Raw genomic sequence first — 12,842 nt, forward strand, 5'->3', positions numbered from 1 at the left:
AGATGGAGTTAATGATCAAGACATTGCTACTTTATACAGATCTGACAAAGAACCACACTGATGCTCTCAAAATTTTTTATTCAACGACCTATTTTTGCTGGTGTACTTGCGATTATCGTGATTGCGGTAGGTATTTTTTCTGTCATAAATTTACCTGTAGAGCGCTATCCTGATATTGCGCCGCCTCGCATTACGATTTCGGCAACGTATACGGGTGCAGATGCTGAAACCGTTGAAGAAAGTGTGACTCAAGTACTTGAGCAACAGATTAAAGGAATCGACCATCTGCTGTATTTTAGTTCGAGTAGCGATTCTTCAGGGCGTGCTCGAGTTAGTCTAAGTTTTGAAAATGGCACGGATCCCGATACAGCACAAGTCCAAGTACAAAATAGCATTAATAGTGTCCTGAATCGACTTCCTGAAGAAGTGCAAAGGCAGGGGGTGAGTGTCTATAAATCACTCGGTGACACTTTTATGGTGGTCGGTCTTTATGACGCCAATCATAAAAGTAACAATATTGAACTCGGAGATTATGCTTCCAATCACATTGAACAAGAAATTGCTCGAATTGAGGGGGTGGGGGAAGTTGATGTTTTCGGTTCGTCGTATGCCATGCGTATTTGGTTAAATCCAAATTTATTACAACAATATCAACTGATGCCGAGTGATATACGCTCTGCGATTGAGGCACAAAATACGCAAGTGGCAGCAGGGGGCATTGGTGATTTACCTGTCGTGGCAGACCAATATTTAAATGCTAAAGTCACCGCAGGTTCTCGTTTAAGAACAGTCGAAGAATTTCAAAATATTGTCGTTAAATCTAATGCAAATGGCAGTTATGTCTATTTAAAAGATGTAGCACGGGTTGAGTTAGGCGCAGAAAATTACCAATCTTTTAATACCATTAATGGTTATCCCTCTTCAGGAATGGGAATTTCTTTGTCTTCGGGGGCAAATGCTTTAGCAACGTCGGCACTGATTAAGGCAGAGTTAGCAAAAATTTCTGAAAATTTACCTGATGGCTATAAGATTGTTTATCCAAGAGATAACACACCATTTGTAAAAGAATCGATTAAAGAAGTGGTTAAAACTTTGCTTGAAGCAATCGTTTTAGTCGTGATTGTAATGTTCTTATTTCTACAAAGTTGGCGAGCGACTTTGATTCCAACCATTACTGTGCCTGTGGTGGTTTTGGGTACTTTTACTGTGTTGTATTTACTTGGGATGAGTATCAATACGCTGACGCTTTTTGCCTTGGTCCTTGCCATTGGTTTGTTGGTTGATGATGCGATCGTGGTGGTTGAAAATGTCGAACGTCTAATGCATGAACAAGGCTTAGATGCCAAACAAGCCTCGATTGAATCTATGCAGGAAATTACAGGGGCTTTGATCGGGATTACCGTTGTACTAACCGCTGTTTTTATTCCAATGGCATTTTTTAGTGGTTCTACAGGAGTAATTTACCGACAATTTTCCATTACTTTGGTGGCTGCGATGAGTATTTCACTTATGGTGGCACTGATTTTAACGCCAGCCTTGTGTGCCATTATTTTAAAACCCAATGTGCAACCAGCGAAATGGGCGGTGTGGGTCAACCAAAAACTTGATCAGCTGAAGCATGTTTATATTAAATTGGTCAATAAAACCTTACAACTAAAAGCATTTATTTTGGTTATTTTTGTGGGTTTGGTTGCTGCATTTGGCTTAATTTATACACAGTTACCGACCAGTTTTATTCCAAGTGAAGACCAAGGCATCATTAGTGTCAATTTTCGACTTGCTGATGGTACACCGATGAGTCGTAGCCAAGTGGTGGGAGAAAATATTCGTCAATATTTCCTTGAACAAGAAAAGCAAAATGTCGATATTGTTTTAATGCGTTATGGTCGAAATTTTTCAGGTACAGGACAAAATTTAGGGACAGGTTTTATTGCACTTAAACATTGGGATGAACGTTCGGGAGCGGAAAATTCAGCGCAAGCCATTCGTGAACGTGCCATGAAACATTTTAAGAAAGATCCCAATGCGATTATTAATGTGAATTTACCTTCATCTGTCAGTGGTTTAGGAGATAGTGATAGTTTAGAGTTTTGGCTGCAAGATGTGGATGGTCAAGGGCGAAAATTTTTAGATCAGAAATTTGATGTGTTAAAACAAAATGCAGAACAATTTAGCAGTTTTGAAAATCTAGATAAAAAATCTAATCCTGATAAAGCAAAGTTGAAAGTCCATATAGATCAAAAATTAGCGATGGCAAATGGTCTCACTCAAACAGCCATTAATAGTACATTGGCTACGGCTTGGGGCGGTTCTTATGTTAATGATTTTATTGATCGTGGACGAATTAAACGTGTCATGATGCAAGGTGATGCCGAGTTTCGTTCAAAACCTGAAGATTTAAATAGGTGGACGGTACGAAATGCTCAAAATCAAATGATTCCATTTGGTAATTTTGCGACTATTGATTGGGAGGGAGGACCCGATGTGGTCAATCGTTTTCAAGGCTATACAGCATTACAAATGGAAGCCAATACTGCGGCAAATATCAGCTCAGGTCAGGCGATGCAAGATGTGCAAAAAATGATTGCAGCAGAAAAGGGTATTGGCATTGCATGGAGTGGTTTGTCCTATCAAGAGCAACAATCAAGCAGTCAAGCAATTTGGTTGTATCTGATTTCAATTGGTTTTATTTTCCTTTGTTTGGCTGCTTTATATGAAAGTTGGTCGATTCCAACCGCAGTCCTTGCGGCAATTCCGCTTGGGATTGGGGGAAATATTATTTTCAGTACTTTGGCGGGTTTTCCAAATGATATCTATTTCCAAATCGCATTGCTCACCACCATTGGTTTGTCATGTAAAAATGCAATTTTGATTGTGGAATTTGCAGCCTTGGCACAGGAGAAAGGCAAAAGTATTGTTGAGGCCGCAATAGAAGGCGCAGGGTTACGGTTACGCCCGATTTTAATGACTTCTTTGGCTTTTGGTGCAGGGGTCATTCCTTTGGTCTTGGCGTTTGGAGCGGGCGCTGCTAGCCGTCAAGAAATTGGTGTAAGTGTTTTAGGTGGTGTAATTTTTGGGACAGTTTTGGTGCTGATCTTTATTCCCTTTATGTATGTCATGGTGCGCTCAATGTTTAAACCAAAGTCACAATTCTAGGCTTTGGCATGAGTGTAAAAATCGCAAGTTAAAACTTTTATATTTTTAACCTAAAAATCGTCATTCATGTGGCGATTTTTGAGTTTGCTGCACTAAAAATGAGCTAAATTTGCTTTATGGAAACTGCTCATTTTATGATGTAGTAAAAAACGGGTGTGATATTGATGCAATTATCTTCTCAACTTATTTTAGACTTAGAACAAGCCATTCAAAATCACCAAATTGAGGAGATTAAGCGTTTAATTACCCAAGTTAATCGTGCCGATTTGGCAGATTTATTGGCAAATTTAACCTTAGATAAGCAATTAAAATTAATTGAATATTTACCGCATGCCGCTTATGTTTTTGAGTTTTTAAGCTTAACAGAACAACTTGAAATTGCACTGCGGTTACCTAAAGTCCAATTGGTACAACTGATTACAGAGATGCATTCAGATGACAGTACTGATTTATTTAAAATCTTGCCGTTAAAGTTACAACATGACATCTATGCACTATTAACGACTGAAAAACAACAACAAATTAAACAGCTTGCTCAATATGCTGAGGAATCAGCAGGGGCAATCATGAGTTCAGATTTTGTGATGTTATCATCTGATTTGACCATGACTGAAGCCATTGCACAACTGAGGTTGCAAGCGGCTGACCGTGAAACTTTATATTTAATTTATATTGTCGATCATGACTTGAAATTATTGGGCGTGGTGTCTTTACGTGAAATTATTTTAGCCGACCCTTATCAAACGCTTGGTGAAATGATGACCACAGATTTGGTGGTGGGCTATGTAGATGAAGACCAAGAAAGCATTGCACAAAAACTCAGCCATTATGATTTTATTGCTTTACCTATTATTGATGCAGAACAGCATTTATTAGGCATTGTCACTTATGATGATGCAATGGACATTGCACAAGAAGAAATGACGGAGGACTTTTTGAAGTCAAGTGCTGTCAGTAGTGCGCCAAATTTTAGCTTAAAAACTGCACCGATTTTATTTCTTTATAAAAAGCGTGTGTTTTGGTTGGTCATTTTAGTTTTTGGTAGTCTATTGTCGGGCATTGGTATTGCACATTTTGAAGATATTATTGCTGCAAATATTGTTTTGGTGTTCTTTTTACCTTTATTGGTGGGCAGTGGCGGGAATGCAGGTTCTCAATCAGCGACACTGATGGTGCGTGCTTTGGCAATGGGAGATGTGCAATTAAAAGACTGGCTCCAGTTGATTGGTCGGGAAAGCTTGGTGGCACTGTGCTTAGGGGGCACTATGGCATGTGCCGTATCGATTTTAGGGTATTTTCGTGGTGATGCCATGGTTGCTTTGGTCTTGGCACTGAGTATGATGGGCATTGTATTATTGGGCTGCCTGATTGGTATGAGTTTGCCTTTTATTCTAAATCGTTTGAAGCTTGACCCAGCAAGTGCTTCTGCACCTTTGGTGACTTCCATTTGTGATGCAACAGGTGTGATTGTGTATTTATTTATTGCTTCAATTTTTTTAGGTCAAGTTGCGGCGTAAATTTTAAAACACACCTCATATCGAATATAAATCTATACACAACATGCTGAATTTATTGGCTATCATACTTTTAATAAAAGTCTAAATTGGATTATTTCCCAAGATGAGTACACAAAAAAAATTATCGACTCAAGAAGTGATTCGACTAGAGCGTGACTTGGCAAAATTTGCCAATATGATGGATTCGGTGGTTCGAATTCCATTTACCAAACAAGGCGTTGGTGCAGATGCTGCATTAAGCACAATTCCTGTTGCGGGCGATGTCGCAGGTTTTGTTTTAACTTGTTATGCTGTGTATAAAGCTAAACAACTAGGTGTACCACAGTCAAAACTTAATGGCGTGATGAAGCTGGCTGTCATGGATGCAGTGGTTGGTTTTGTGCCTGTCGTGGGTACTGTATTTGATATTTTTATTCGCCCAAGTCGTAAAGCTTTAGATGTGGTTCATGAACATATTCAAACAGAATATCAAATAAAAACTGAAGATCATGTGATTCATCCATTTTTACATGAACGTTTAGAGCAAAAACAACAGCATTCAGCTTTTTGGCGTAATCCTGTGGTGGCATGGTTGTGGCTGCATATTCCAGACCTTTTAGGTGCAATCGTTTTAGTTATGATTGGTATGGCAATGTGGTTGGGGCTGATGTGGTTATGGGATGTGTATCAAACTTGGTAAAATGATCTCCAAATACATCCTTGGTGTGAGTTATAAATGTCTTTGATTCTAAAATAAATATTTTGGATGTGATCAATAAATGTGGTTAATATACAGCATTTATTTTAAAGGGACTTTTTGATGAAAAATAAGCTATTCACTATGTCATTATTTGCATGTATGGGATTACAAGGCGTTTATGCTGTTGACGAAGTAAATCAAAAAAATTCGATGATTGGTGAAGGTGAAAAAGTGATTCACTCTAATACCATGGGTTATATTGCAGGGAAAGCATACAATTATCATGATCATACATGGGAAAATGAGCAATATCGTATCGTTAGGAAAAATAATGAAATGCTGGGTGCTTATATTATTGATCAAGTCGGAGGGGATGGTGAAAGATTAGGTATTTTGTATATGAGTAAATATTTAAAGGATATTCAATTGGCAAAAAGCATAATTAAAAAAGATACCATTGAATATACGCATTTTTATCTGCTGTGTAATAAAGAATTTAAGAAAAATAATCAATTAAAAAACAAATATTATGAAAATGAAAACTTTAAAAGTGCTATTTTTGATGAGAATATGTCTACAGAAATTACGCCAAGCTATGCACAATATCGAGATTTTAATTTAATTTGTAAACATACGTATATAGATAAAACTAATCAGATTTAAAACCTAAAGAAGGTCTTTTAAAAAGACCTTCTTTATGAATAGAAAATAAAAAATTAAGGCAAGTTAAGTTGGCGTAAAGCAGCAACACGTTGCTCAATACTCGGATGCGTTTGGAACAATGCAGCTAAACTGAAACCTTGTTCCTTACCTTCCGCAATCGCAAAAGCTTTCATTTCTTTTGGCATTTGGTCAGGCATTTCTGATTCAGCTTGTAAACGTAACAACGCAGAAATCATCGCTTCTTTACCTGCTAAACGTGCGCCTGCTTCATCAGCACGATATTCACGATGACGAGAGAACCACATCACGATGGCAGAAGCTAAAATACCAAACACAATATCTAATACAATAGAAATAATGAAATAGGCCATACCCGGTGCTTCACCATCTTCACGACCAAAGACATTACGGTCAATAAAGTCACCGACCACACGTGCAAAGAACATGACGAACGCATTCACAACACCTTGAATCAGAGATAAGGTGACCATGTCACCATTGGCAACGTGACCAATCTCATGAGCAAGTACTGCACGTAGCTCATCTTTATTCATGCGTTCAAGCAAACCTGTCGATACAGAAACGAGCGCATCGTTTTTGTTCCAACCTGTTGCAAAGGCATTCGATTGATAAGATGGGAAGATCCCGACATCAGGCATTTTAATACCCGCGTGTTGAGAAAGTTGTGCAACCTCTTGAACCAACCATGCTTCAGCTTGGTTACGAGGTGCATTAGGATCAATTAATTCTGTACCTGTTGTTTTTAACGCCATCCATTTAGACATGAACAGTGAGATGAGAGAGCCCACCATACCAAAGACAAAACAGATGACCAATAGGTTACCTAAGTTGAGGCCGCCAGCGCCGTGGTAACTGCCAACACCTAAAACTGATAGGATAATGCCAGCTACAACCAGTACCGCGAGGTTGGTAAGCAGAAACAAACCAATCCGCATCATCGAAAAAATCCTCTTAATAATAAAATAGTTTGATCTATAAATGATAAATCTATCAAGGAATATGAGGATAATTATGTGAAAATTCAAGAAGAATTGAAAAAAACCATGTTGATAATTTTATATTGATTTTGTTATGTGTAGAGTCAAGCCAAAAAAATAGCCAAAATAAATCGACTATTTTTATACATTCTCTTGATGAGAGAATGGGGTTTATTTTTAGATTATTTATTTAAGACATCACTTTAGAATATTTTTTTAATTGGAAATATAGATTTTAGCCGTTGCACTGGCATTGTTGGTGGTATACGTGCCAGCTGGTGCATCTGTAAAACTATTACCACTTGCGACAATAATTTGCCGCTGTGAATATTGAGGTTTAGTCACTGTAGTATTTTCATTTGACGTATTGTAGTTATTTGACTGGGCAATGACTTGGGGTTGTGATGTACTTGTAGTACTGTTCGTTGTATTGCTTGAGCTTAAACCTACGCCATTCGCATATAAATTACTGTAACGGCTTGATACACGTCTTACATAATCTTGGGTTTCACGAAACGGTGGGACATCGCCATATTTTTGTACATTGCCTTCACCCGCATTGTAGCCTGCCAATGCCAAACGAGTACTATTATTAAAACGTTTGAGTAGCCATGCCAGATATTTGGCACCTGCCATAATGTTTTGTTGTGGATCATAAGGATTATTCACATTAAAACGGCGTGCTGTAGCAGGCATCAGTTGCATTAAGCCTTGAGCACCCACAGGGGAGCGTGCGTAAGGATTAAAACCTGATTCAGTATGAATAACCGCTTTAATTAATCCTTCAGAAACGCCATGGGTTGCTGCTGCTTGTCGAATGATATGGTCATAGGTATTTTTGTTGCGGCTGTAACTTGGTAATACCGATGCTTCAGATTTGCCCCAATTGCTATAACTATGAATATTACTGTCTGGATAATAGGTCACTTTTACTTTTTGTAGTGAGCGATCTGAGCTTTGTTTATTGGTGAGTAAGGTGCTGCCTTGTTCATCTTTATAGATATACATTTGCCCTGCAAAACTCGGCGTAGTCCAGAGTGTAACATTTAAGCAAGCGACACAGCATAAAACCGATGTACGGATAAAATTATTCATTTTAATATTATATTTGTCCCCAATATGCTTGGAGTGTAGCAAAATTCGATACAGAGTAAAACTGTGAATTGTTTTTTATCAATACAAATAGAAAAAATCAAGCACTAACTGTTGTGCATTTGAACAAAAAAAAATTTAATTTTTTTTTAATTCAGATTGCTTGACTATCATAAGCAATTGAAAAATATAAATAAAAAACATTGGTTAAAAAATAACCAATTTAAAGAGAACGCCCATCACCGCGGTCATATCGTGTGTCAAGCCCTGAACAATCCACAATTTTATCCACAGCTTTTGTGGAAAACTGTGGAAAAGTTTAAAAGATAAACACTTAGTCGATTATTTATACGCAACAGGCTATTTTAAATGCTGCTATGCGACAACAAAATGACAAATACACATCAGGACAAAAAAACAAAAATCTTTAGATGTCATATGTCGACAAATCAGCTAAAATTGCGCAGTATTTTTTTATGGGTAATTTGCCTCTATGTACTCGCCAGTTGAGTCCGAACAAGGATTTAATTTCAAACCAGAACTTCCTACAAGTTCAGCGTATTATCGTTTGTTAAAAAAACTTCGTCGTCAGGTTGGTCACGCCATTCGTGATTTTAAAATGATCGAAGAAGGTGACAAAGTGATGGTCTGTGTCTCTGGCGGTAAGGACAGTTACACATTACTTGATATTTTGTTGCAGTTTAAACGCATCGCACCGATTAATTTTGATGTCGTTGCCGTAAACCTTGATCAAAAGCAACCAGGTTTCCCTGAAGACGTGTTGCCACGTTATATGGAAGAAAATAACATTCCATATTATATTTTGGAAAAAGATACCTATAGCATTACCAAACGTTTAACGCCTGAAGGTAAAACGTACTGTGCAGTATGTTCACGTTTGCGCCGTGGTTCATTATATGGTTTTGCACAAGAAATTGGTGCAACCAAGGTGGCTTTGGGGCATCATCGTGATGATATTTTAGCCACTTTCTTTTTAAACTTATTTCATGGTGGTAGCTTAAAAGCAATGCCACCTAAATTATTGTCTTCAGATAAAAAGAATATCTTAATTCGTCCACTTGCGTACGTGGAAGAAAAAGACATTATTAAATATGCTGAAATGCGTAAGTTCCCAATTATTCCATGTAACTTATGTGGTTCACAGGAAAACTTACAACGTGCGATTTTAAATGATATGTTGCGTGATTGGGACAAACAGTATCCGAAACGTTTACATAGTATTTTTGGTGCTTTACAGAATGTTTCACCATCGCAATTGGCAGATCGTGATTTATTTGATTTTGAAAAATTAGATGAAGAACGTGAGTTTGATCTGAAATGTGATACTGAAGAAGCGAAAAAACGTTTAGATGTTGTAAATTTAAGTTTCGCAGCAGATTGAGCATTTTTACTATTTAAATGAACAAATCAGACATTTATATTGATATGAGTGTCTGATTCTTAAATATAAAACGATAAAATCAATCAAAATAGAATAACCAGTACAAAAAACTTTAGCCTAAATTGAAATTATCGTGTTATAACCTTTAGCAAGCGAAAAGCTTCATGATGTTGTTCGGATAGACAACACAATAAATGAATAAATATTTTTGAGGAATGAACATGCCTGCATTTTTAACTGATGATTGGTTTGCAACTGTAGAAAAACTAACTGCTGAAGCGGGTGATCTTAATTTACCACCAGCATTGTCTGGTTTGGCAATTAACCTCGTAGTTGCAGATGCAGCTGGAAATACTGAGCTTGCACTTGATGGCGGTAAGATCGTAAAAGGAACTTCGCCAAATGCAAAAACAACTTTGAATATGGATGCAGAAACCTTACGTAAAGTATTCCTAGAATTTGATATGGCTGCTGCAATGCAAGCATTCATGACAGGTAAAATTAAAGTAACAGGTGATATGTCGCAATTGATGGCATTACAAACTGCTAAGCCAAGCCAAGAGCAAAAAGATTTATTTAAGAAAGTACTTGAGCAAACCGCTTAAGTGCATTTTTGAAAAAAAGAGCTTACATCAATGTAAGCTCTTTTTTTCTGCGTTATTACCCAGCTCAGATCGTCATTAAAGCAGGGGTATTTTTAATATGTTCTAAATAGGCACGAATACGTGTGACATATTGAACAGCTTGTTTGTAGCGACCATTACGTGTTTGATTCTTATTTAAAAACTCATACATATTGATCCAATCATTTGGGTCTTTACCTTGAGATTTTAAACGTTTCTGAATCGAATCCACAGCACCTGGCCCCATATTATAGGCGACCAACGCATACCAGTGACGATCAGGGTTCTGGATATAGTGATAACGCGTTAACATTTGATTAAAATACTTCGCACCACCTTGAATACTTTGAGTGGGGTCTGTACGGTTAGATACCCCCATAGCACGTGCAGTTGAATTGGTTAACATCATTAAACCACGGACACCTGTGGGAGAAACAGAGTCTGGTTTTAGGTAAGATTCTTGATATCCAATGGCAGCGAGTAAATGCCAATCCATATCATATTGCTGTGCAGTTTTTTTGAAACTGGCTTTATAAATCGGTAAGCGTTGCTTTAAATCACGTTGAATGACATTCCAATCATTTTGCTTCACCACATTGCGGTTATAAAAAGAAGCCAAATGTTGAATAGCGCCATTTTGTTTACTTTGACAGACAAAACCACTTGCAGCTTCAGTAAGTGGGTCATCTGCGTGTTTAAATACCCAATTAATTTCAGGATTTAACCCATTTTTTTGCAAACTGTTCAAATCACCACAGGTGGCAGAAAATGAAGTCAATTTCTTGGCTTCAATACGTTCCAATGTTGCAGTCGTGATAGCGAAATTCGCTTTACCTTGTGCAACTATTTTCAATGCTGTTGCATTGTCTGAAACAGTTTTAAAATTGAGTTTTACATTTAAATTTTGCGCATAGTTATGTGCTAAATCATAGCCAAAACCGTGTTGGTATTGACCTTCTTTAAAGACAATTGTTGGTGTAGATACGGCAACAACAGTTAGAGTGTTGGTATTGACAACAGCATTGTATTGATTGGTTTTTGTTGCATTAATGGTATGAAATGGAACAAAAACACTTGCGAGTACTAAAGCTTTCAGTGGGAGTGTGGAAAAAAAAGAATCGAAGTTTAACCTCGACCCAGATGTTGAATTACTGTGCATGTTGTCTCCGCTACAAGCAATTTATGCCCAAAAAGCCGTAGCAAAAAGCTACTCAAACTTTTTAAAGTTGATAAATTCGATAAGGGTGGGCAGGCATGGACGTCATTCAAAAAATGACATTTGGGAAATAAAAAACTTTATGGAAAAACCATAAAGTATAAAAAATAGACAATCTAAAACATGTGCGAATAATAAAGTTGAAAATTTGAAATGTCAAATTTTGTACTAAAAATATTTATTTTATGTAACATAATCTACTGATTTAATTGGTAAAAAAGTTTTATAATATTTTTATGTGTAGAAAATGTGCATTTTTCATTTAAAAATGTTGAGATTATCAGCTGAAATAATAGGGCGAAATCATGAAATCAAACCTAATTACACGCGCTGGACACGATCAATTGGTGGCTGAATTGCAGCATTTATGGCACGAAGAACGTCCAGAAATTACCAAAAAAGTGAATTGGGCTGCAAGTCTCGGTGATCGCAGTGAAAATGCAGATTATCAATATAATAAACAAATACTTAGGAAAATTGATCGGCGTGTACGATATTTAGGTAAGCGTTTGGAAGAACTACGCATTATTGATTTTTCTCCTGAGCAAGAAGGTAAGGTTTATTTTGGTGCATGGGTCGAAATTGAAAATGAGGCAGGGGAACAAAAAAAAATTAGAATTGTTGGTGTTGATGAAATTTACGATCATCATCCACAAAATATTTCTGTTGATTCACCGATGGCACGTGCTTTGTTGTCGAAAGAAGTAGATGATGAGATCGAAGTACTGACACCATTGGGTAAAAAAACTTGGTTTATTAATAAAATTGAATATGAAAAGCTTGAAAATTCATCAAATTAATGATTTTTGATTTTATTTTGTACATTTAAATGCATTTTGATAGAAAAACATTTGCCAAAATTAATTTTTATTTATATGATAGCCGCCATTGGAAGCGTGGCAGAGCGGTTTAATGCACCGGTCTTGAAAACCGACGAGGGTGTGAGTCCTCCGTGAGTTCGAATCTCACCGCTTCCGCCAAATATCTAAAAAAGCCCTTGTTTTTACAAAGGCTTTTTTATTGTATATATTTTTGTCCCACATTGTAACCCACATTAAAATTTTGGATTGGATTGGCTACTTTTAGCTGTATTTAGAAGACTAAGGAATGCAGTTTAAAAAACTGTATTTAAATCTAACTATATTCTTATTCAAACGATTCTTAATTCTAAATATTTTCACTATCCATTTGCTTAGCTTGCTTGACGCTCTATAACGTGCAGATTATCCTTAGCCTGCTGACCTACATCGTCAGCGGGTTTTGGCAGACCCATTAACAAAGACAATATGCGAAATCTCATTTTGCATGTTGTGGACCCGTTCGTCCCCCTTTCTTTGCGGTAGGGCGGAGGGGGGACGCGCTTGCGCGTGCTGGTTTCTTTGTTACCAGTCTGTCAACCCTCCTTCGTTCTGCCACCATCAATTGACAGTGATTTGGCAGGATGATGTGTGCTGATAAAAACGGAGACTTTAACTTGGTAAACTAAACTTACTCAA

General features: G+C 37.2%; 10 protein-coding genes and 1 tRNA gene. 8 read left to right on the top strand and 3 right to left on the bottom strand.

Features of this window, described 5'->3' with window-relative positions; genetic code table 11:
* Window positions 1-60 precede the first annotated feature (60 nt).
* The 4 genes from HUV91_RS00920 to HUV91_RS00935 all read left to right on the top strand — a co-directional run bounded on the left by HUV91_RS00920 (window position 61) and on the right by HUV91_RS00935 (window position 6,015).
* Complete coding sequence (locus tag HUV91_RS00920) at window positions 61-3,156, top strand: multidrug efflux RND transporter permease subunit (protein ID WP_174492228.1); 3,096 nt, start codon at window positions 61-63, stop codon at window positions 3,154-3,156.
* A 164-nt stretch (window positions 3,157-3,320) separates the two neighbouring features.
* On the top strand, window positions 3,321-4,673 hold the full coding sequence (gene mgtE, locus HUV91_RS00925) for a magnesium transporter (RefSeq protein ID WP_174492229.1): 1,353 nt from the start codon (window positions 3,321-3,323) through the stop codon (window positions 4,671-4,673).
* Between the two features lie 103 nt (window positions 4,674-4,776).
* Entirely contained in the window at window positions 4,777-5,352 is a 576-nt protein-coding gene (locus tag HUV91_RS00930; RefSeq protein ID WP_130074901.1) for a DUF4112 domain-containing protein, read from the top strand.
* 120 nt (window positions 5,353-5,472) lie between these two features.
* Complete coding sequence (locus HUV91_RS00935; protein ID WP_174492230.1) at window positions 5,473-6,015, top strand: hypothetical protein; 543 nt, start codon at window positions 5,473-5,475, stop codon at window positions 6,013-6,015.
* 53 nt (window positions 6,016-6,068) lie between these two features.
* Here the strand turns inward: HUV91_RS00935 and htpX are convergent, their stop codons facing one another.
* Window positions 6,069-6,974, bottom strand: a complete 906-nt coding sequence (htpX, locus tag HUV91_RS00940) for a protease HtpX (protein WP_130074899.1) — start codon at window positions 6,972-6,974, stop codon at window positions 6,069-6,071.
* A gap of 255 nt (window positions 6,975-7,229) precedes the next feature.
* Complete coding sequence (locus tag HUV91_RS00945; RefSeq protein WP_174492231.1) at window positions 7,230-8,108, bottom strand: lytic transglycosylase domain-containing protein; 879 nt, start codon at window positions 8,106-8,108, stop codon at window positions 7,230-7,232.
* Between the two features lie 490 nt (window positions 8,109-8,598).
* Here HUV91_RS00945 and ttcA point away from each other — a divergent pair, with 490 nt between their 5' ends.
* Window positions 8,599-9,507: a tRNA 2-thiocytidine(32) synthetase TtcA gene (ttcA, locus tag HUV91_RS00950; RefSeq protein WP_130074897.1), complete on the top strand. Its 909-nt coding sequence runs from the start codon at window positions 8,599-8,601 to the stop codon at window positions 9,505-9,507.
* A 221-nt stretch (window positions 9,508-9,728) separates the two neighbouring features.
* Window positions 9,729-10,112: an SCP2 sterol-binding domain-containing protein gene (locus HUV91_RS00955; RefSeq protein ID WP_130074896.1), complete on the top strand. Its 384-nt coding sequence runs from the start codon at window positions 9,729-9,731 to the stop codon at window positions 10,110-10,112.
* 64 nt (window positions 10,113-10,176) lie between these two features.
* Here HUV91_RS00955 and HUV91_RS00960 read toward each other — a convergent pair whose 3' ends face one another.
* Window positions 10,177-11,289, bottom strand: coding sequence for a transglycosylase SLT domain-containing protein (locus HUV91_RS00960; RefSeq protein ID WP_174492232.1), 1,113 nt, complete (start codon window positions 11,287-11,289; stop codon window positions 10,177-10,179).
* Between the two features lie 362 nt (window positions 11,290-11,651).
* On the opposite strand from HUV91_RS00960, the gene greB reads away from it, so the two are divergent.
* Window positions 11,652-12,146 carry a transcription elongation factor GreB gene (gene greB, locus HUV91_RS00965; protein ID WP_174492233.1) on the top strand — a complete coding sequence of 165 codons (495 nt, stop codon included), beginning with the start codon at window positions 11,652-11,654 and terminating at the stop codon, window positions 12,144-12,146.
* 90 nt (window positions 12,147-12,236) lie between these two features.
* Window positions 12,237-12,326: transfer RNA gene (locus HUV91_RS00970), tRNA-Ser, on the top strand.
* Window positions 12,327-12,842: the final 516 nt, after the last annotated feature.

Origin of the sequence: Acinetobacter sp. Marseille-Q1623 (genome assembly GCF_902809895.1) — a bacterium.
GTDB classification, from domain to species: Bacteria; Pseudomonadota; Gammaproteobacteria; order Pseudomonadales; family Moraxellaceae; genus Acinetobacter; species Acinetobacter piscicola_A.